18 protein-coding genes and 1 tRNA gene are annotated in these 19,473 nt (G+C 64.6%); 9 read left to right on the top strand and 10 right to left on the bottom strand.

What is annotated here, in order from left to right; translation table 11 throughout:
• Positions 1-27 precede the first annotated feature (27 nt).
• Positions 28-492: a nuclear transport factor 2 family protein gene (locus tag CAF92_RS08670; RefSeq protein ID WP_046615704.1), complete on the top strand. Its 465-nt coding sequence runs from the start codon at positions 28-30 to the stop codon at positions 490-492.
• Here the strand turns inward: CAF92_RS08670 and CAF92_RS08665 are convergent, their stop codons facing one another.
• Together CAF92_RS08665 and CAF92_RS08660 are read right to left on the bottom strand one after the other, a co-directional pair.
• The gene (locus tag CAF92_RS08665; RefSeq protein ID WP_085600245.1) at positions 493-1,848 is read right to left on the bottom strand and encodes an ATP-binding protein; all 1,356 of its coding nucleotides are present in this window, start codon (positions 1,846-1,848) and stop codon (positions 493-495) included.
• Positions 1,845-2,555 carry a response regulator gene (locus tag CAF92_RS08660; protein ID WP_085600243.1) on the bottom strand — a complete coding sequence of 237 codons (711 nt, stop codon included), beginning with the start codon at positions 2,553-2,555 and terminating at the stop codon, positions 1,845-1,847. The genes CAF92_RS08665 and CAF92_RS08660 overlap by 4 nt, the downstream gene beginning before the upstream one ends.
• A 169-nt stretch (positions 2,556-2,724) precedes the next feature.
• Here CAF92_RS08660 and CAF92_RS08655 point away from each other — a divergent pair, with 169 nt between their 5' ends.
• The 5 genes from CAF92_RS08655 to CAF92_RS08630 all read left to right on the top strand — a co-directional run bounded on the left by CAF92_RS08655 (position 2,725) and on the right by CAF92_RS08630 (position 7,298).
• Positions 2,725-3,507, top strand: a complete 783-nt coding sequence (locus tag CAF92_RS08655) for a VacJ family lipoprotein (RefSeq protein WP_085600241.1) — start codon at positions 2,725-2,727, stop codon at positions 3,505-3,507.
• The gene (locus CAF92_RS08650; protein ID WP_256573704.1) at positions 3,497-3,730 is read left to right on the top strand and encodes a hypothetical protein; all 234 of its coding nucleotides are present in this window, start codon (positions 3,497-3,499) and stop codon (positions 3,728-3,730) included. The genes CAF92_RS08655 and CAF92_RS08650 overlap by 11 nt, the downstream gene beginning before the upstream one ends.
• A 269-nt stretch (positions 3,731-3,999) precedes the next feature.
• On the top strand, positions 4,000-5,232 hold the full coding sequence (locus CAF92_RS08640; protein WP_046615709.1) for an MFS transporter: 1,233 nt from the start codon (positions 4,000-4,002) through the stop codon (positions 5,230-5,232).
• A gap of 36 nt (positions 5,233-5,268) precedes the next feature.
• Positions 5,269-6,042, top strand: coding sequence for a helix-turn-helix domain-containing protein (locus CAF92_RS08635; protein WP_085600237.1), 774 nt, complete (start codon positions 5,269-5,271; stop codon positions 6,040-6,042).
• Positions 6,043-6,149: 107 nt separating this feature from the next.
• A complete protein-coding gene (locus CAF92_RS08630; protein ID WP_085600235.1) occupies positions 6,150-7,298 on the top strand; it encodes a M14-type cytosolic carboxypeptidase in 1,149 nt (382 codons plus the stop codon).
• A gap of 193 nt (positions 7,299-7,491) precedes the next feature.
• Here CAF92_RS08630 and CAF92_RS08620 read toward each other — a convergent pair whose 3' ends face one another.
• The 7 genes from CAF92_RS08620 to CAF92_RS08590 all read right to left on the bottom strand — a co-directional run bounded on the left by CAF92_RS08620 (position 7,492) and on the right by CAF92_RS08590 (position 13,829).
• The gene (locus tag CAF92_RS08620) at positions 7,492-8,460 is read right to left on the bottom strand and encodes a spore coat U domain-containing protein (protein WP_085600234.1); all 969 of its coding nucleotides are present in this window, start codon (positions 8,458-8,460) and stop codon (positions 7,492-7,494) included.
• The gene (locus CAF92_RS08615) at positions 8,457-10,754 is read right to left on the bottom strand and encodes a fimbria/pilus outer membrane usher protein (RefSeq protein WP_143516090.1); all 2,298 of its coding nucleotides are present in this window, start codon (positions 10,752-10,754) and stop codon (positions 8,457-8,459) included. The genes CAF92_RS08620 and CAF92_RS08615 overlap by 4 nt, the downstream gene beginning before the upstream one ends.
• A 108-nt stretch (positions 10,755-10,862) precedes the next feature.
• On the bottom strand, positions 10,863-11,639 hold the full coding sequence (locus CAF92_RS08610; protein WP_046615713.1) for a molecular chaperone: 777 nt from the start codon (positions 11,637-11,639) through the stop codon (positions 10,863-10,865).
• 39 nt (positions 11,640-11,678) lie between these two features.
• Positions 11,679-12,182: a spore coat U domain-containing protein gene (locus CAF92_RS08605; RefSeq protein ID WP_085600230.1), complete on the bottom strand. Its 504-nt coding sequence runs from the start codon at positions 12,180-12,182 to the stop codon at positions 11,679-11,681.
• Between the two features lie 3 nt (positions 12,183-12,185).
• On the bottom strand, positions 12,186-12,716 hold the full coding sequence (locus tag CAF92_RS08600; protein ID WP_085600228.1) for a spore coat U domain-containing protein: 531 nt from the start codon (positions 12,714-12,716) through the stop codon (positions 12,186-12,188).
• A gap of 18 nt (positions 12,717-12,734) precedes the next feature.
• Complete coding sequence (locus CAF92_RS08595) at positions 12,735-13,271, bottom strand: spore coat U domain-containing protein (protein ID WP_046615716.1); 537 nt, start codon at positions 13,269-13,271, stop codon at positions 12,735-12,737.
• A 30-nt stretch (positions 13,272-13,301) separates the two neighbouring features.
• A complete protein-coding gene (locus CAF92_RS08590; RefSeq protein WP_046615717.1) occupies positions 13,302-13,829 on the bottom strand; it encodes a spore coat U domain-containing protein in 528 nt (175 codons plus the stop codon).
• 263 nt (positions 13,830-14,092) lie between these two features.
• Here CAF92_RS08590 and CAF92_RS08585 point away from each other — a divergent pair, with 263 nt between their 5' ends.
• From CAF92_RS08585 to CAF92_RS08575, 3 genes are read left to right on the top strand one after another with little or no spacing between them, the layout of a single operon-like run.
• Positions 14,093-16,342: an ATP-binding protein gene (locus CAF92_RS08585; protein WP_085600226.1), complete on the top strand. Its 2,250-nt coding sequence runs from the start codon at positions 14,093-14,095 to the stop codon at positions 16,340-16,342.
• Between the two features lie 12 nt (positions 16,343-16,354).
• On the top strand, positions 16,355-16,816 hold the full coding sequence (locus tag CAF92_RS08580) for a response regulator (protein WP_046615719.1): 462 nt from the start codon (positions 16,355-16,357) through the stop codon (positions 16,814-16,816).
• A 13-nt stretch (positions 16,817-16,829) separates the two neighbouring features.
• Positions 16,830-19,217 carry a response regulator gene (locus CAF92_RS08575; RefSeq protein ID WP_085600224.1) on the top strand — a complete coding sequence of 796 codons (2,388 nt, stop codon included), beginning with the start codon at positions 16,830-16,832 and terminating at the stop codon, positions 19,215-19,217.
• 93 nt (positions 19,218-19,310) lie between these two features.
• Here the strand turns inward: CAF92_RS08575 and CAF92_RS08570 are convergent.
• Positions 19,311-19,385, bottom strand: a tRNA-Gln gene (locus CAF92_RS08570).
• Positions 19,386-19,473: the final 88 nt, after the last annotated feature.

The raw sequence follows: 19,473 nt of genomic DNA, 5'->3' as shown, positions 1-19,473 counted from the left end.
AAGCCAATCGAACTGAGGAGTACCGCGATGTCCCGTCCACCCCTGCCGCCCTTCACCCGCGAAAGCGCCATCGAAAAGGTCCGCCTGGCCGAGGATGGCTGGAACGGCCGCGACCCGGCCAAGGTTGCGCTTGCCTATACCGTCGACACCGTGTGGCGTAACCGCGCCGAGTTCCCGCGTGGCCGTGCCGAGGTCGAGGCGTTTCTGACGCGTAAGTGGAACCATGAACTGGAGTACCGCCTGATCAAGGAGCTGTGGGCCTTCACCGGCAACCGCATTGCCGTGCGCTATGCCTACGAGTACCACGACGACAGCGGCCAGTGGTACCGTGCCTATGGCAACGAGAACTGGGAGTTTGCCGACGACGGGCTGATGCAGAACCGTCATTCGAGCATCAACGAGCACCCTATCAGCGAAGCCGAGCGCAAGTTCCACTGGCCGTTGGGCCGGCGCCCGGATGATCACCCAGGGCTCAGCGAGATGGGGCTCTGATCAACCCTGCGGCAGCATGATCCTGACTTCCAGCCCACCGCCCGGGCGGTTGCCCAGGGTCATGCTGCCACCCTGCTCCAGCACGATGGCCCGTGCTGCGGGCAGGCCCAGCCCAACGCCACCGGTATTGCGGTTGCGTGAACCTTCGATACGGTAGAACGGCACGAATACCTGCTCATGCAGCTCCGGCGCGATGCCCGGCCCGCGATCCAGCACGGTAATCTCGATCTGCCTGGTGCTCACCGCCAGCACCACCGTTGGCTCACAGCCGTACTTCGCTGCATTGTCGATCAAGTTGACCAGCACACGCCTGATACCCACTGGCCGCCCCGTGTACACGCAGCGGCGCGGCCCGCTGAGGCCGACCTCGACCCCCGCGTCCTTGAAGTCGTCCACCACGGTCAGCAGCAACTCGCCCAGGTCGAATACGGTCGTCTGTTCCAGCCGTGCATCATCACGGAAGAACTCCAACGCCGCATCGACCATCGCCTGCATCTCGTCGACGTCCTTGAACAACTTGGCCTGCAACTGGGCATCGTCGACGAACTCGGCGCGCAAGCGCATGCGCGTCAGCGGTGCACGCAAGTCATGGGAAATGGCCGCGAGCATCTGGGTGCGGTCGTTGAGAAAATGCTTGAGCTGCGCCTGCGTGGCATTGAACGCGAGAATGGCCTGGCGCAGGTCGTGCGGGCCGACCACCGGAATCGGCGGGGCGTTGAAATCCTTGCCAAAACGCCGCGCCCCTTCGGCAAAGCGCTCCAGCGGCTTGGCCAGGTAGCGCGTGGCCAGCAGCGCGACGGCAAGGCTGGAAACCAGCATCAGGCCAAGGATGATCAGGTTGCGAGGCAGTTCATCCAGCCCCCAGCTACGGTTGGTGGCGCGGAACAGCACCCAGGACTTGTCGCTCAGCTCGATCATCAGCGCATAGCCGCGCTCAGGTGCGTATTCCGGCATGTCGGACGGTGCAAAGGCCTCGACCCTGGCATCCGGGCGCTTGAGCAGCGCGCGCAGGATAGGCGTGCCCTCGCTGAACTCGGCATCGACCAGCACTGGCACGCCCGCTTCGTCATGCCGGCGCAACCATCGCACGGAGTATGAGCCGTCGCCCGCCGCACTGGCGATGTTGGCACGTTGCGCCATGGGCGCGGCGTCGAGGATGCGGGTAACCGCTGCAACCTTCTCGATAACCCCGCTCTCCAGCAGCGGAGGCTGCGCCCAGGCACTCAACAGCAGGCTGAACAGTCCCTTGAGCAGCAGCAGGAACAGCATCGCCGTCAGGGTGGTGAGCGCGATCCAGCGGGCAATGGTGATCCTGGGCCTTGGCAGCGCCTGGCGAACCCTGGCCAGCAGCTTCATCGCTTCGCGACCGTGGGCGTGAAAAGGTAACCGGCATTTCGCAGGGTACGGATCAAGGGCTCGTTGCCGTTGTCGGTTTCAAGCTTGCGGCGCAGCCGGCTCACCTGGACATCGATGCTTCGGTCATAGGCGTCATACGCATCGCCACGAGCCATATCCAGCAACTGCTGGCGGCTGAGCACCCGCCGCGGATGTTCGGCGAACACCAGCAGCAGCTCGAACTCACCGTTGGACAGAGGGATCATGACGTTGTCCGGCGAACGCAGTTCGCGCCGCACCACATCCAGCCGCCACCCGGCAAACTCCAGGGTCGCGCAGGCATGGTTCGCCGTGCCACCGGCCGCTTCCCCGGCACGGCGCAGCACTGCCCTCACCCGGGCCAGCAGTTCACGGGCGGCGAACGGTTTGGTCAGGTAGTCGTCTGCCCCCAGCTCCAGGCCAACCACCCGGTCACTCAACTCGCCCATGGCGGTGAGCATGATCACTGCCACTTTGTGCTCGGCCAACAGGCGCTGGCACAACACCAGGCCACTGTCGCCAGGCAGCATCACATCCAGGATGACCAGGTCCGGCACCCGCCGCTCAACGGCTTGCCAGAGCGCCTTGCCATCCGTGGCCACATCAACCTCGTAGCCATGCTGGCAGAGAAACTTCTGCAGCAGGTCGAGCACCTCGACATCATCGTCGACTATCAGCAAATGGCTCACAAAAAAGCACCGCAATACAAGGGTTACCAAGCCGTACTTTAAGGCCATCCCCGCGCAACCGTCATATATTTCAACTTGGAAACAAAGTGTCGACGCCGAGAAAATCCAGACATTTCCAGGCAAAGAAAACCGCGCAGCATTGCCGCCAGTTCTTGCCAGGAATGTATCCATGTCCCTTTCATCATCCGCCTCCCGCTCAGCGCGCTCTGCCGCGCTGGCCTTGTCGCTGCTTGCGGCGGGAGGCTGCAGCCAACGTGCACCGGCCACGGCGGCCTGCGGCAATGTCGCCTATCAGGTCAGTGACCCGGCGGAGCCCGCCAACCGCGCCGTATTCGCCTTCAACCGCACGGTCGACGACTATCTGCTGGCCCCCGTCGCCAGGGGCTACACCGCGCTGCCCGGTTTTGCCCGGCAGGGCATGCACAACTTTGCCAGCAACTTCGGTGAGCCCAAGGTGTTCGTCAACGACCTGCTGCAGGGCAACGGCGAACGAGCGATGACCAGCCTCTCCCGCTTCATCTTCAACACCACCTTGGGTGTGGCGGGGCTGGTCGATGTGTCTGGCAAGATGGGGCTGAGCCAGCATCGCTCGGACTTTGGCCAGACCTTCGGGGTGTGGAACATCGCCGCTGGCCCCATCGTCGAGTTGCCGCTGCTGGGCACCCACAACCTGCGCGATGCCACCGGCACGCTGCTGGGCCTGGCACTGGACCCGTTTAGCGGCAACAGCGATACCGTCGAAACCATGGGCAACGTAGCCACAGCCGGCGGCATCGTCGATACACGGGCCGAAGCACTGCCTTTGACAGACCTGCTGCGCACCTGGCCTGACTACTACCTTGCGCTGCGTGATTACACCGCGCAGCGGCGCAGCAACCGGGTGGCAGAAGGCAAGGCCGGCGAGCCGGGAGCGTGGCCAGTGGATTGTGCAGGGGGTGCCCGTGAAGAATGATGCCCAAGCCGCCATGCTGCTGTTCAGGCGCCTGGAAGGCGCTGCCCGGCAACCGCTGTTGCTGCATGAACTGGAAGCCCGGCTTTCGGCCGATGGCCGGAGCCTGGTGCTGAGCCGCTATCGCGAACGCTTTACCGCCGAAGGCAAGCCTTACCGGCACGAGGCTCACCGCAGCGTACCGATTGCAGCATTGCTGCGCTGGGTGGCGCGTCACGAACGATGAATCCGGCGCGGCCAGGTATTAGCAGGGAGCCTGTGGGAGCGGCTTCAGCCGCGAACACCGGCGCAGCCGGTGCCATGCACCGCGTTGGATTTTCCGCGGGTAAACCCGCTCCCACAGGGTACGCGGACCGCTTGCGAATTCAGGGCGTCAGGCCCGGAATGTCCGAAACGCGACAGTAGCTGCCTGTTCGGCGTGAGACAGGCAAACCGGGCCCTGGCTACCCTTCTTCGGCAAATGCCTTGTTCCCTTTCGCCAGAAGAAGATCGCCCATGACGACCTCCACCGCCTCCATGGCCGCCACCACGCCTGCCGACCAACCCCAGGGCTTTCTGGTCCGCATCGTCGGCGCCGCCGCATTCGCCCACCTGCTCAACGACCTGATCCAGGCCGTGCTGCCATCCATCTACCCGATGCTCAAGAGCGATTTCGCGCTGAGCTTTGCCCAGATCGGCTGGATCGCCCTGATCTACCAGGTGACCGCGTCCCTGCTGCAACCCTGGGTCGGCCTGTACACCGACAAGCACCCGCAACCCTACCTGCTGCCGGCCGGCATGCTGGTGACGCTGGTGGGCATCGCCCTGCTCGCCTTCGCCAGCAGCTATGAAATGCTGCTGGTAGCCGCGGCGGTAGTCGGGGTGGGCTCGGCGACCTTCCACCCCGAAGCCTCGCGAGTGGCCAGGATGGCCTCCGGTGGGCGCTTCGGCACCGCGCAATCGACTTTCCAGGTAGGTGGCAACACCGGCTCGGCCCTCGGCCCGCTGCTGACCGCTGCCATCGTCATTCCACACGGCCAACCGGCCATTGCCTGGTTCATGCTGGCGGCCGCGCTGGCGGTGTTCGTGCTGTTGCGGGTGACCGGCTGGACCGTGCGCCACGGCCAGACCCGGCTCAAGACCTTCGCCGGCCAGCAGGCCCCCGGCCTGTCGCGTGGCGCCATGTGGCGCGCCGTGGCGGTGATCGCCGTGCTGATGTTCGCCAAGTTCGTCTACATCGCCTCGTTCACCAACTACTTCACCTTCTACCTGATCGAGCATTTCGGCCTGAGCGTGCAGCACAGCCAGCTGTACCTGTTCGTGTTCCTCGTGGCCGTGGCCCTTGGCACCTTCGCCGGTGGCCCGGTGGGTGACCGTATCGGGCGCAAGGCAGTGATCTGGGTCTCGTTCCTCGGCGTGGCGCCCTTCGCCCTCGCCCTGCCTTACGCCAACCTGGCCTGGACGGCGGTACTGGCGGTGGCCATCGGCCTGGTGATGTCCTCGGCCTTCGCTGCCCTGGTGGTGTATGCCCAGGAGGCCGTGCCGGGCCGGGTCGGCATGGTGTCGGGGGTGATGTTCGGGTTGATGTTCGGTATCAGCGGCATCGGCGCTGCCGGGCTTGGCGAACTGGCCGACCGGCATGGCATCGAGTGGGTGTACCAGATCATCTCGTTCCTGCCGCTGCTGGGGTTGGCCACGGCGCTGCTGCCGGCAACCCGCTCGCAAGCCCGCCCCAGCCGCTGCTGTTAAAGTGGGCATGCCAGGCTGCCCGTACAAGAGGTCGAAATGCTGAAGCCGCAGCACGAATTGCTGGTGGAGGTGGATGAATGGAGCTGGGAGGTGGGCAGCCGTGCGACGGACTACCCGACCGACTGGTTCATCGAGCCCCACAGCCATGCCAAGCACCAACTGATCTATGCCATAAAAGGCCTGATGATCGTCGAGTCCGGTAACGAACGCTGGACCGTGCCCCCCAGCCGCGGCGTATGGATGCCCTGCGGCCAGGTGCACGCTATACGCTGCGTGGGCGATGTGAAGATGCGCAGTGTGTTCGTGCGCACCGACGCGGCAGTGCAGTTGCCCGTGCAGAGCAAGGCTATCAGCATCTCGCCGTTGCTCAGCGAACTGATCAAGGCTTCCGTAGGCTTTACCGCGCCGTTTGCCGAAGACTCGCGCGAAGCACGGGTGATGCGCCTGATCCTCGACGAGATCTGCGTGCTGCCGACCATGCCACTGAAGCTGTCGCAGCCCCGCGACAAGCGCCTGCAGGCGATCTGCTCGGCATTGCACCAGCGGCCTGACGATAACGCTACCGTGGCCGACTGGGGCCAGCAGCTGGGGGTGGACGAAAAGACCATCCAACGCCTGTTCCGCAAGGAAACCGGCATGACCTTCGGCCAGTGGCGCCAGCAGGCGCGGCTGATGCAGGCACTGGAGCGGATTGCCCTGGGCGAGCGGATCATCGATGTGGCGGGGACGCTGGGGTATGACAGCCCCAGTGCCTTCGCCAGTATGTTCAAGCGCCAGTTCGGCATCACGCCGAGTCAGTTCTTCAAATAGCCTGTAGGAAACATATGATATCGCCCACGCGTTGCTGATCTCGCACAGCAACCCTGTCAAGCCGTGTACAGTACCCTCACAACAAAGCCCCAGAAGGAGCCCGGTACATGACCGTGACGCTGTCCCCACTGCAGATCGACTGCGATTTCGACTCCGGCAACATCCAGGTACTGGATGCCAGCAACCCGGCCCGGGTGCACCTGGCCATCCGCCCGGACACCCACAGCGACCACTACCAGTGGTTCCACTTCAAAGTCAGCGGGCTGACGCCGGGCCAGGTCCATCGCTTCAGCCTCGACAACGCCTCCGGCTCTTCGTACAAGAACGCCTGGAGCGGCTACAACGCCGTGGCCTCCTATGACCAGCAAACCTGGTTCCGCGTCCCCAGCCAGTTCGACGGCACGGCGCTGTCGTTCGAGGTGAAGGCCGAACAGCCGCACATCTGGTTCGCCTACTTCGAGCCCTACCCGCGCGCCCGCCACAACCAGCTGATCGAGCGTGCACGGCAACTGCCGGGGGTGGAATTGCTCGCCAGTGGCCGCAGCGTGCAGGGCCGCGACATTCCCCTGCTACGTGCCGGTGATGGTGCCGCAGGCAAGCGCAAGCTGTGGCTGATTGCCCAGCAGCACCCGGGCGAACACATGGCCGAATGGTTCATGGAGGGCGTGATCGACCGCCTGCAGGCCAACGACGCGGTCATACAGCAGTTGCTGGCCAAGGCCGACCTGTACCTGATCCCCAACATGAACCCCGACGGCGCCTTCCTCGGCCACCTGCGCACCAATTTCAAGGGCAAGGACCTCAACCGTGCCTGGCAGGACGCCAGCGTCGAGTTCAGCCCCGAGGTGTTCTTCGCCCAGGCGCAGATGAAGCAATACGGGGTGGATGCGTTCATCGACGTGCATGGCGACGAGGAGATTCCCCACGTGTTCACCGCAGCCTGCGAGGGCAACCCCGGCTACACGCCGCGGCTGGCCAAACTGGAAGAGCAGTTCCGCAGCACCCTGTGCAGCCTGACCCGCGACTTCCAGACCGTGCATGGCTACACCCGCGACGAACCGGGGCAGGCCAACACGACGCTGGCCTGCAATGCGGTGGGGATGGCGCATGACTGCCTGTCGCTGACCCTGGAAATGCCGTTCAAGGACCATGACGACGCGCCGGATGCTGTCACCGGGTGGTCGGGAGCACGCTCGAAAGCGTTGGCCGGGGCGGTGCTGGAGACATTGGCGAAGATGGTTGGCGATTTGCGCTGAGTGAAACGGCCCATCGCCGGCAAGCCGGCTCTCACAGGACTGCACATGACTCATGGAATTAGCAGGGACCCTGTGGGAGCGGCTTTAGCCGCGAACGCCGGCGTAGCCGGTGCCACGCACCGCGTTGGATTCTTTGCGGCTAAAGCCGCTCCCACAGGTTACGCGGACCGCCGCCCCCACCAGGTCCCTGCGCTCAGAACTGCACATCCAGAAGCACGCTGTCGGTATAGCTCCCAGCCGGGGGTGTAGCCTGGTCGGTGTAGACCTTGGCGTTGTAGTTGAACACCTGGCTACCGGTGCCGGTACCCGTGCCGGGGTTCACATCGGCATCGGTACTGGCCCGTCGTGCAGCCCCTACCGAACCCCAGCGCACCGCACCGGCGCCCTTGAAAATGTCATAGGCCAGGTAGTTGTTGGCCGCCGACTTCATCCGCCGCCGACCATTGGCCACGTTCTGCCCGTCGTCCAGGCCCACGGTGTAGTTGCTGCCCTTGGTGCACGACACACTCAGGCTCTGGCTTACCGTACCGAACCCCGCCACCACTGGCGCGCTGGCGAAGTTGATACTGGGTGTGGTGATCTGGCAGTCGTTGGTCACCGTCATGCTCACCAGCAGGGTCTTGGTACCGGTGCCCTGGTCTCGCCCTATGCAAAGCCCGCCAACACCAATCCCGTCGCAATAGTCCCAGGTCCACTCGACGGTGAGGGTTTCCTGATACAGCCCCGCCGATACATTGCTGCCTACCTGCGTGCGCATGTAGATGGGCACGTTCTTCGGTGTACCGTTGAGCAACCCGAGCAGGTCGAGGATGCCGGTGGTCCTGAATTCGAAGGCGGTGCCACGGGTAATCGGATAGGTGGTTGTGGCGTCGGCATACAGCGTGTAGGGGATCACATCCCCGGTAGGCCCTACCAGCCCGCTGGTGGTAGAGGTGATCTTGATCTTGAAGGAGTCGGTACTACTGAGCACGCTGATCACCGAGCCGTTGCATTGCAGGCCCGAGTTGGTGCTGGAGGCCGTCTGTACCGTGCTACGTACCTGGGTCGAACTGAGCGAACCAAACGCCGCCGGCGCAGTAACCACCGACGTGCACTTGGCCCAGCCCGAGCCTGCCCACACCAACAAGGCACATGCCCATAAACCACGCCAGCAGGCCTTCATTTGCATACCAACGGGCCGATCAAGGGGATCGAGCCTTGCGACTCAGGCAGGTCGAACGCCACCTGGCACTGCCCGCCGCCTTCCAGCTCCACCTGCAGGCGGTTATGCGGCGCCAGGTTCTCCAGATACACCAGGCCATCCCAGCCGACCACCGCCTGGCTGCCGCTTTCTGCATGGGTGACACGGCTGCCCAGCTTGAGTACCTGCCGGTCGGCGTCCACCAGTTCGATACTGGCCGCCAGCACGCGCCTGAGCGGGAACTCCAGCAAGTAGCCACTGCCCCGGCGTACCGCCACCCGCTGCTCCACTTCCGGTGCGAGGATATCCGGCGGCAAGTCCATGGGGTCGATCTCGTACTTGCCGCGGTAGTAACCGCTGCTGTACGGCACCAGCAGGTGGCCATCGGCATCGGTGCGGCCGACCTCCTGGTTTTCATAGCGCACCGGCACATCGGCGTAACCACCGGTGCTGACCACCACGAAGGCATCGTCGATGCGGTTGACAGCGAACAGCCCGGCATCCATCCACACCAGCGAGCCACTGGCATCGGCCCAGCGGGTCATTTCGCCACTGCTGCCATACACACCGGCCTGCAACTGCACCGACTGCAGGCGCCAGGTGGCATCGGCCTGGCGGTAGGCGTCGCGCTCGCTACCGGCGGCGTAGCCGAGGTTGTAACCGACACCACCACCCACTGGCGTCGCGCGGCTGTAGTTGACACGCTGCAGGGTTTCGCCTTGCTGGCTGCGTTCCATGCCCAGGGCCAAGGTACCGTGCAGGTCGAACGGGATCACCAGTTGCGCCTGCACCGCCCACCGGCTGTCCCCCACTTCACGGTTGGCCGACAGATACACGCTGCTGTTGCCCCACAGCGGCCTGCTGTAACTCAGGTTGATCAGCCGCGTACGTGTGCCGTCACCGGCGCGCACATCGAAATAGCCGGCGCCGATGTTGCCGTATTCGTTCAGGTTCAGGCTCAACGTGACCTGTTCGCTGCGCTGGCTCAGCTGTATGTCGCGGCTGTCGACCCGGGTCAGATCGGCATAGTCGCCATGGCGTTGCAGGCGCTGGTAGCTGAAACCGATGCGCTGGCTGTTGTACTGATAGCCGAGGACGACCTGGTGGCCCTTGTCGCCGTCGAACCGGCTCTGCGCCAGGGCCGCGTTGAGCACGCCGAAGTTGCCCAGCCGCATGTTGCCGCCCAGACCGCCCAGCATCAGCGATTCGGCGCTTTCGGCATGGGTCTCCAGGGTGAAGAGGTCGCTGACCCCGTAGCGCAGGCTGGCCGAGGCAATCCCGGGGCCGTAGGCAAAATCGCGTACCCCGTAGTCACGGCGCAGGCTGCCGGCCGCTACCGAATAGTCCGTCAGGCCCTGCTGCAGCAGGCTGCTGGTGACGTAGAACGGCAAGGTGGTCGACACCTGCCGGCCAAGGGCGTCGGTGGTGACCACCACCGCCTCCCCGGCGCCGTTGATGAACGGCACGTTGGTCAACGTGTAGGGGCCCGGCTGCAATTCGCTGGTGCTGGACTTGTAGCCATTGATGAACAGGTCCAGCGAAGTCGGTACCGCCGCTTCACCGGAGAACGCCGGCAGCGGATAGGTGACCAGGTCGGGGCGCGCAGCGAAATCGCGCGATACCTGCAGGCCGCCAACCCGCACCGAGCTGGTCCAGGGCAAGGCCCCGGTCACAAGGTCCCCGGCTTCGTAGGTCAGCAGGCGCTGCTCGTCGGTGAAGCGCCAGGTGGTGTCGTAGCGCAAGAAGCCCTGGCGCAGGTCATCGGTCGGCGCACCATTGAACGACTGGCGCCACTGCCCGGTGCTGGAGAACGTACCCCAGCTGTCGAACAGGCGCAGTTCGTTCCAGGCCGCCAGGTAGCTGCCGCCGTCATCGGTGTCGTTCAGGTACAGGTCGTAGTTGAACAAGGCGCCGAAACTGCTGCGCGCATCGCTGGCCGGGTACAGGTTGCGGTCGCCCAGCTGCTGGTCGGGCAGCCAGGCCGGCGGCACTTGCAGCAGCAGGCGCTGGTTCTGGCTGTCATAGTCGGCATGCATCCCCCCGATGGCCTCCAGCGCCACCTCGCCCTGCGGGTTGCCCGGCAGCGAGACACCGGCCGCCCGCAACACTTCGCTGTCGATGTACAACTGCCCGGCGCGCTGCTGCACCGGCACCAGCTCAGCCTTGGGCATCTGGTTCACCAGCAGTTCGAGGTACAACGTGGCATCGGCGATGGCGGACAGCTCCGTAGGTGGTGGTGGCAGGTCGTCGCCCAGCACCAGGCCAGGGCCGACCAGGGCAAGCCCCAGGTACCAGCGATGCGTCCTCGCTGTCAGCCACCTCACACACGGTTTCCAACCATTGCCGGGTCCTCCCTGGCCCCTGCGCGGCATTCAGGCGCAGGCTCATTGGCTTTGGCGGATGGCGTCCGCGCTGCTCTGGCCGTTTACCCTCCCTTTCAGCACACTGCCGGCGTTCGGTGCCAACGGTGCCGGCCAGCGCATACTGGCCCCCGGCAGCACATAACCCAGCAAGCCGTCGGCCAGTGGCTTGCTCTGGCTGCCCTGCTGCACCACCACATCGGTCAGCCGTGCATGCACCGCGCCGGTGTTGCGCAGCTCCACGTACGGTTTGCCCTGCACGGTCACCGCACGCCAGCTGAGTTGCGGCTTGCCGACGCCCTCGGCATTGCGCTTGCCCTCGGGATCGGCTTTGCCCCACAGGCCTTCGCCGTAGACGAACAGGGGTACCGAGTAGCGCATCTGCAGGCGGATCGCCGCGGTAGTGCCGGGCTCGGCCTTGTCGACTGGGATGGCGGGCGGGATTTCATCGATGATGATGCGATAGGCCTGCTCCTGTCCGACTGGCGAGGGGCTGGTGCGGGTCAGGCGAATCAGTTGCTTCTGCCCGGGGGCGATGTTGGCCACCGGCGGGCTGCCAATGATTTCGCGCTGTGCCTGGTACTGTTCCTGGTAGTCACCCTGGCGCCAGGCGAACACCCGCACCTGCAGGTTGGCCGGTGCGGTACCGCGGTTTTCCAGCCACAGTGCGCCAGCCTTCTGGTCAGCCTCCAGCACCGGGTCGATCGGCCAGATCAGCACCGAGGTGGCCGCCCCGGCTGGCAGGCTCGCCAGCCACAATACTCCGATCAACCCACGCGCCCACTTCGCGCCTGCCCCCATGAAGCTCTCCTTGGATACTGGTCGTTGGTGCCGATGCATTCACCAGGTCACCGTCACTTGCACCACATCGGTGTAGGTCCCTGCCGGCAACGTGCCGGTCAGCTGGACCCGCCCGTACACCGGCAGCTTTATCGCCGTCGGGTCGGTGTAGCTCACGGCCACGCTCTGGCCGATCCCCAGGCTCTGGCTGTATGCCGCGTCCCGGTACAACTGGTAGGCCAGCACCTGTGTGCCGCCCGTGCGCTTGAGGTTGCGTGTGCCACTGGCACTGTTCTGCCCGCCATCAACGCTCATGCTCAACGCCACCCCCGGTGTGCACTGAAAGGTCACCGTGGTGCCGCCCAACGAGGTGTCGAGGCCCCCGGTGGCCAGGGCCGATTGCGAGCCGTAGTCGAGCGTCCCGTAGCTGCTCACGCCGCCCACCACCAGGCACCCGGCGACGATCTGCGCCGTCACCATGAAGCTGCTGGTGGTCGCCGCATCCAGAGGCGCGGCCAGCAGCACGCCGAGGCCACTCAGGCCACATGCCAGCCAGCTACGCATGGCTCAGAACGACAGTTCGACGGACACTGTGTCGGTGTATACCCCTGCCGGCAGGCCGGCCTTGCCGCGCGACTGGCCATACAGGTTGACGATCTGTGCCGTACCGCTGCTGGTCGGCAAGGTGATGGTGCCGTTGATGGCCAACACCTGCGTGCGCCCGGCATCGGTATAGAAATCGTACGGCACGAAGTTGCCGGCGCCATCCGCCAGCGCACGGCTGCCCCCGGCCGACTGGCCATCGTGGACGCCTGCCCCCACGCGGATCACCGGTACCGTGCCAGCCGAGCAGAGAATGCTGATCGCCCCTCCGCCGCCGCCGATCACCTGGGCGTCCGCGCTGGTGAACAGGGCATCGCGAGTACCGAAGTCCAGGGCACCGAAGTTCACCCCAGAAGTGCCCGAGCTGCCATTGACCTGGCACGCTGCGGTCAAGGTCAGCTTCGAGTCGATGGTCCCGGTCGTTGCGGCCTGGGCCTGGGAAGCCAGCATCAGCCCAAGGCCGGTGAGGATGCAGCGTGAAAGGTTCGTTCTCATCGAAGTCTCCTTGCGTTGTTACCAGTCCAGGGTCACCCTCAGGGTGTCACGGTAAAGGCCGGCCGGCAGCGCGCGCGGTTGCGCCACTACCACACCGTAGATGGGAATCGGTATCTGCCGGGTACTGCTGATGGTGAAGGCACGTGCCTGGCCGATGCCGTAGCGGCTGTTACCGCCTGGGTCGATCGCCAGTTGATAGGGGATCAGCTCGCGGCCATTGCTCAACCGCCGTATGCCGTCGCTGCCATTCAGGCCGCCGTTGATGCGCACGTTGAACGCACGCACTTCGGGCGTACAGCTGATCTGCAGGCTACCCTCGCCGCTCACATCATCAACCCGGCTGCGCAGCGGCTGGTCCCAATACGGACCGCGCTCGCCGAAGTCCATCACCCCGGGGTTACCCACCGTCGCCGGTTGCGTCTCGTTGCTGCTGATCTGGCAAGCGGTGCTGATCACCAGCCGCGCCTGGATGAAACCGGTACTGGTGCCATGCGCGGCACCGCCGGGCACCAGCAGCGGGCCGAGGGAAAGCAGCAGGATCGAGGTACGGTTCATGGCGTCGCGTCCTTGTGCATGTTGGCATCCCTACCAGCTGACGGTGACTTTGAGCAGGTCGGCATACAGGCCTGCAGGTGGTATCCAGGCCAGCTTGTCGATCCGTGCATACAACGGCAGCTCGACCGAACCGCTGTTTGGCACACGCGCCGAATGCGCCACATTCACCGCCAGCGGTTCGCGCCAGGCAGCATCGCGGTACAGGCGATACGGGATGAGCCGAGCCGTGTCATCGTCACTGGCCAGAAAGCGCAGCTCGCCGACGCCGCCATGCTGGCCGCCGTCGACGCGAACCTGATAGGGGGTGCCGGGGTTGCATTCCAGGCGTGGCGGGCGCCGGCTCAACAGTGCGCCGGTGAGCGGCGCGCCAGGACCATCCAGCCGTGCAGCAGCGCCCAGGCCGATGCTCCCAAGCGCCTGCGCCCCGGCATCGCGGGGCTGGTTGACCAGCATGCAGCCACGCTGCACCAGCACCCGTACCTCCACCAGGAAGTCCGCCGCCATGACACTGCTACTCAACATGAGGCCCAACAGGGCGGCCAGGTAGCGCTCTGTCACCTAATTATCCTTGTCGATGTCTGCTGACCTGAGCGTAGCAGCGGAGTGGCATCACGCTGCTGGCATCGAGCCATTTTTTTGTATTAGCCAAAAAGCGCTACCACCTGAAAAAAAAGCCGCACGACACAGAACGCATCGCCGGCATTCTCCTCAAATGGCCAAAGGCCGTTATCCGGGCCGATATTCTGTTAGGGTGTATCCCTTTCATCCTGCCTAGACTCATGCGGCATGCATGGAAGGACACGACAGGAGCGTTTTCATAGATGATTGCAGACAGCACGCTCACCCAAGCCCTCGAGCGCTGTGCCCAGGAACCGATCCAGCTGCCTGGCAGCATCCAGCCCCACGGCTTCCTGCTGGTGCTGGACGAAACCGAAATGCGCGTACTCCAGGCCAGTGAAAATATCGAGCATTGGCTTGGCATACCGGCCGCTGAACTGGCCGGTTGCGACTTCGCCGAACTGGTCAGCGGTGCCTTCGACCTGCGCCTGCACCTGGCCCGCCTGCCAGAGGATGAGGTCTTTCCGTTCCACATCAGCGATGTCTTCCTGCGCCAGGGTGCGCCTTACCGCGGCAACCTGCACCTGCTGGTGCATCGCCACGACCAGGTGTTGATCGCCGAATTCGAACCCCCTCGCCTGCCAGCGGATCTTGCCGGGCAAGGCGACTACTACCCACTGGTGCGCAGCTTCGTGGGCCGCCTGCACCAAGCCGGCAGCCTCGAGGAACTGCTGCAGCAAACCGTGCTGCAACTCAAGCGCATCACCGGCTTCGGCCGGGTCAAGGCGTACCGCTTCGATGCCGAAGGCAACGGCCAGGTGCTGGCCGAGGTGGCCGACCCGGGGTACCCGAGCTACCTGGGCCTGTGTTTCCCCGCTTCGGACATACCGCGCCAGGCGCGCGAACTGTACCGAATCAACCGCATCCGCGTGATCGAGGACGCCAACTACCAGGCCTCGCCGTTGCTGCCCGCTGCCAACCCGCGCACCGGCAAGCCGCTGGACCTGAGCTTTGCCGCACTGCGCAGCGTGTCGCCAGTGCACCTGCAGTACATGCGTAACATGGGTACCTTGGCATCGATGTCGCTGTCGATCGTGGTCGACGGGCAACTCTGGGGGCTGGTGTCCTGCCACCATGAACAGCCGCGCCCGGTGGACCTGCGCACCCGTACTGCCTGCGAACTGCTGGCCAGTGTACTGTCGCTGCAGATCGAGTCGCGCGAGTCCCACGCCAACACTCGCCAGTTGCTGGAACTGCGCCAACACATCGTGCGCATGATCTCGTCCATGGCCGACCATGACAGTGTCGGCGACGGCCTGCGCGACTTGCCCGAAGTACTGCTGGCCTTCGCTGGCGCCCAAGGTGCCGCAGTCATTTCCGCCGAGCGGTGCGATCTGATCGGCAAGACCCCTCCGGCCGCGCAGGTAAACGCCTTGGTGCACTGGCTATCCCAGCGTGGTGAAGACAGCGTGTTCCACAGCGACAACCTGCGCCGCGACATTGATGAACTGCCCGAGCTCGCGGCCCATGCCGGCGGTGTGCTGGCAGTGGCCATTTCGCAGATCCACTCGCACTACCTGCTGTGGTTCCGTCCAGAGCAGGTGCGCACGGTGACCTGGGCCGGGCAGCCGAACAAACAGGTCGGGCCGCAGGGCAACCTCGACCCGCGGTACAGTTTCGAAAGCTGGCAGGAAAAACTGCGCGGCTACTGCGAACCCTGGCACCCGCTGGTCATCGAAGGCGTGCAAGAGCTGCGCACGGCAGTGCTCGGCATCGTCCTGCGCAAGGCTGAGGAACTGGCCCAGCTGGCCGGCGAGCTGCGCCGCTCGAACAAGGAGCTCGAAGCGTTTTCCTACAGCGTGTCCCATGACCTGCGCGCGCCCCTGCGCCATATTGCCGGTTACTCCGAACTGCTCGGCGAAATAGAGGGCCAGGGCCTCAGCGAGCGTGGCAGGCGTTTTCTGCAACACATCGAGGAAGCCGCGCATTTTGCCGGAAGCCTGGTCGACAACCTGCTCAACTTCTCGCAAATGGGCCGCTCGGCCCTGCGTCTGTCCGAGGTCGACCTCAACGCCCTGGTCGAAGCCATTCGCAGCGAACTTGCGCCCGACTACCAAAACCGCGAAATTGTCTGGGACATCGCCCAGTTGCCCAAGGTGATCGGTGATCCGGCGTTCATCAACATGGCCTTGCACAACCTGCTGGCCAACGCCATCAAATACACACGTGGGCGGACCCCGGCACGCATCGGCATCAGCGCCGTGCAGCACCCGGGCGAAACCGAGATCTGCATTCGCGACAACGGCGTGGGCTTCGACATGGCCTACGCGAACAAACTGTTCGGCGTGTTCCAGCGCCTGCACCGCATGGAAGACTTCGAAGGGACCGGCATCGGCCTGGCCAGTGTCCGTCGTATCATCGAACGCCATGACGGCCGGGTCTGGGCCCACGGCAAGGTTGGCCAGGGAGCCACCTTCCACTTCACCCTCCCGCGCCACCCCGCTAACACCTGAGGCACCGCTACCATGCTCAAACCCATCCTGCTGGTCGAAGACAACCCACGGGACCTGGAGCTGACGCTCCTGGCGCTGGAGCGCAGCCAGTTGGCCAACGAGGTCATCGTGCTGCGTGACGGTGCCGAAGCACTCGACTACCTGCTACGGCGCAATGCCTATGCCGAACGTGACGATGGCAACCCCGCCGTATTGCTGCTGGACCTGAAACTGCCAAAGGTCGATGGCCTGGAGGTGCTGAAGGAAGTGCGCGCCACCGCCGAGCTGCGCAGCATCCCGACGGTGATGCTGACGTCCTCGCGCGAGGAGCCCGACCTGCTGCGCGCCTACGAGCTGGGAGTGAACGCGTACGTGGTCAAGCCGGTGGAGTTCAAGGAATTCGTCGCCGCCATTTCCGACCTGGGGATATTCTGGGCGGTACTCAACGAACCGCCACCCGGCTCGCTGCGCCTGACCCGGCGTGGCAGCATCTGAGGTGCCCGCGACGATGCTGCCGACACCGCTCAAACTGCTGATGGTCGAAGACAATTCGATGGACGCCGAGCTGACCCTGATGCGCCTGGAACGCAGCGGGCTGAATGTGCAGGCGCAACTGGTGTTCGACCATGCCGGTGTCGAGCAAGCCCTGCGCGAGTCCAGCCATGACCTGATCCTGTGCGACTGCGTGCTGCCGGGCTCGTCCGGCACCGAAGTGCTGGCCATTGCCCAGCGCCTGGCACCGGATATTCCGTTCATCTTCCTGTCTGGTATCTACGGCGAAGAACATGCGGTGGAAATGATCCGCCTGGGCGCCACCGATTATGTGCTGAAGAAGAACCTGCCGCTGCTGCCCAAGGCCGTACGCCGGGCCCTGACCGAAGTGCAGGAGCGCCAGCGCCGACGCCGCGCCGAAGAAGCCCTGGCCGACGTCGAGGCACGTGCACGCATTGCCATCGATGCTGCTGGCATGGGCACCTGGGACATGCGCCCGCAAGAAGGGCTGTTGTTGTGGGACGACCGCTGCAAGACCCTGTTCGGCCTGCCTGTCGATACCGAAATGACCCTCGACGTGTTTTACGCCGGCATCTACCCTGACGACCTGCCGCAGGTGCGCGAGGCGGTAGAGCACGCCATGTGCCCGGAAAGTGGCGGCGTGTATCGGGTCGAGTTCCGCATCGCCCAACCCGCTGGCCTGGAACCGCGCTGGTTGCTCAGCAGCGGCCAGAGCCAGTTCGTCAACGACCAGTGCGTGCGTTTTTCCGGGGTGCTGCAGGACATCCATGCCCAGCGCCTGGCCAACCAGGCACTGCGTCAGCTCAACGAGATGCTGGGTGAAAGGGTCGAGCGCCGCACTCGCGAACGCGACCGTGCCTGGGAGCTGTCGCAAGACTTGCTGGCCGTGCTCAACAAGGACCTGACCCCAGTCGCGCTGAACCCCGCCTGGGAAGCCAGCCTGGGCTTGTCCCGCGAGCGCCTGAGCCAGTCGTCCTTGCTGCACCTGCTACCCGAGCTCGACCAGGAACTGCTGCTCACCGAACTGGCCGCCCTCGCCCACGGCCGCACCAGCGCCCGCTTTGTCGGGCGTATCCTGGATGCCGGTGGCCAGCAGCGCTGGTTGTCCTGGGTGGTGGTGCCGGAAGACACCCTGCTTTACGTGGTGGCACGCGACATCACCAGCGAACGCGAGGCCGCCCTTGGCCTGGCCGAAGCCAACGCCCGCCTGCGCGAGCAGATCGCCGAACGCGAACGTATCGAGGCCGCGCTGCAGCAGATGCAGCGGCTGGAAGCGGTCGGTCAGCTGACCGCCGGTGTGGCGCACGATTTCAACAACCTGCTGACGGTAATCCTCACCGGCGCCAGCTTCCTCGAGCGCGACCTGGCCAAAGCCGACCTGGAAAAAGCCCGTGCGCGGCTCACGCACATTCGCGAAGCCGGCGAGCGCGGCGCCAAGCTGACCTCGCAGTTGCTGGCTTTCTCCCGTCGCCAGCGCCTGGAGCCGGTGGCGCTGAACCTCAACCGCACCTTGGCCGGCCTGGAAGAATTGCTGCGCCGCACCTTGGGCGGCAATGTCTCGGTGCGCCTGGACCTGGAACCAACCCTGTGGCAGGCGCTGACAGACCCGACCCAGACCGAAATGATCATTCTCAACCTGGCGATCAACGCCCGCGATGCCATGCCCGACGGCGGCCAACTGACGCTGTCGACCCGCAACACGCTGATCGACGCCCGCCCACAGCGCCCGGAAGACCCGGACCCTGGCGAGTACGTGATGCTGAGCATCCGCGATACCGGCTGCGGCATGAGCGAAGAGGTGCTGGCCAAGGTGTTCGAGCCGTTCTTCACCACCAAGGATATCGGCAAAGGCTCGGGCCTGGGCCTGGCCCAGGTGTTCGGCTTCGCCAAACAGTCCGGGGGTGGCGTACGTATCGACACCACGCCGGGGCGTGGTACGCAGGTGGCCGTGTACCTGCCGGCAGTCAAAAGTGAAGCCGTCAACGAACCGATACCATCGCTGCTCAGCCACTCGATAAGCGAAAGCGGCCGTAATCGCACCGTGCTGCTGGTGGATGACGACCATCTTGTACGGGACATGCTCGGTGATGTATTGCGCCAGTACGGCTACCAGGTGCGCCAGGCGCACAGTGGCGAACAAGCCTTGGCCTTGCTGGATGAGCAGATCGACCTGCTACTGAGCGATTTCGCCATGCCCGAATTCAATGGTGCGCAACTGGCACTAGCGGCACGCGAGCGGTACCCGCACCTGCCGGTGGTGCTTCTTACCGGTTATGCAGAATTGCAGGGATTGGAGCTGCCGGGCAGCCTGGTGATCCAGAAACCGGTACAGGCCGACGAACTGGCCCGCTTGCTGAACGAGATGCTTGGAACTGCCAGGTGACCGAACAGAGCCCCCGGCAAAACCTGCAGAAACGACAAAGCCCAGCGCTTGTCTTTCCAAGCACCGGACCGAGATACGTTTGAAGCAAGAAAATGGCAGGGGCGGCTGGATTCGAACCAACGCATGGCAGGATCAAAACCTGCTGCCTTACCGCTTGGCGACGCCCCTGTATCGGATGCAGCGTTTGCTGCTCTGACAATTCCAACTGAGTGACAACTGGGTTGTTGTCTTGGAATGCGCGGCACTTTAACAACAA

Source organism: Pseudomonas sp. B10(2017), from assembly GCF_002113295.1.
GTDB classification, from domain to species: domain Bacteria; phylum Pseudomonadota; class Gammaproteobacteria; order Pseudomonadales; family Pseudomonadaceae; genus Aquipseudomonas; species Aquipseudomonas pudica.
Note: the sequence above shows the minus strand (reverse complement) of the source record. Positions and strands in the feature narration are given on the sequence as shown.

Bases quoted from the DNA above. Each gene is read 5' to 3' on its own strand.
- CAF92_RS08580 (WP_046615719.1), top strand. From the start codon at position 16,355: ATGCTCAAACCCATCCTGCTGGTCGAAGACAACCCACGGGACCTGGAG.
- CAF92_RS08630 (WP_085600235.1), top strand. From the start codon at position 6,150: ATGACCGTGACGCTGTCCCCACTGCAGATCGACTGCGATTTCGACTCC.
- CAF92_RS08610 (WP_046615713.1), bottom strand. From the start codon at position 11,639: ATGGGGGCAGGCGCGAAGTGGGCGCGTGGGTTGATCGGAGTATTGTGG.
- CAF92_RS08575 (WP_085600224.1), top strand. From the start codon at position 16,830: ATGCTGCCGACACCGCTCAAACTGCTGATGGTCGAAGACAATTCGATG.
- CAF92_RS08640 (WP_046615709.1), top strand. From the start codon at position 4,000: ATGACGACCTCCACCGCCTCCATGGCCGCCACCACGCCTGCCGACCAA.
- CAF92_RS08605 (WP_085600230.1), bottom strand. From the start codon at position 12,182: ATGCGTAGCTGGCTGGCATGTGGCCTGAGTGGCCTCGGCGTGCTGCTG.
- CAF92_RS08670 (WP_046615704.1), top strand. From the start codon at position 28: ATGTCCCGTCCACCCCTGCCGCCCTTCACCCGCGAAAGCGCCATCGAA.
- CAF92_RS08595 (WP_046615716.1), bottom strand. From the start codon at position 13,271: ATGAACCGTACCTCGATCCTGCTGCTTTCCCTCGGCCCGCTGCTGGTG.
- CAF92_RS08600 (WP_085600228.1), bottom strand. From the start codon at position 12,716: ATGAGAACGAACCTTTCACGCTGCATCCTCACCGGCCTTGGGCTGATG.
- CAF92_RS08635 (WP_085600237.1), top strand. From the start codon at position 5,269: ATGCTGAAGCCGCAGCACGAATTGCTGGTGGAGGTGGATGAATGGAGC.
- CAF92_RS08655 (WP_085600241.1), top strand. From the start codon at position 2,725: ATGTCCCTTTCATCATCCGCCTCCCGCTCAGCGCGCTCTGCCGCGCTG.
- CAF92_RS08620 (WP_085600234.1), bottom strand. From the start codon at position 8,460: ATGAAGGCCTGCTGGCGTGGTTTATGGGCATGTGCCTTGTTGGTGTGG.
- CAF92_RS08585 (WP_085600226.1), top strand. From the start codon at position 14,093: ATGATTGCAGACAGCACGCTCACCCAAGCCCTCGAGCGCTGTGCCCAG.
- CAF92_RS08665 (WP_085600245.1), bottom strand. From the start codon at position 1,848: ATGAAGCTGCTGGCCAGGGTTCGCCAGGCGCTGCCAAGGCCCAGGATC.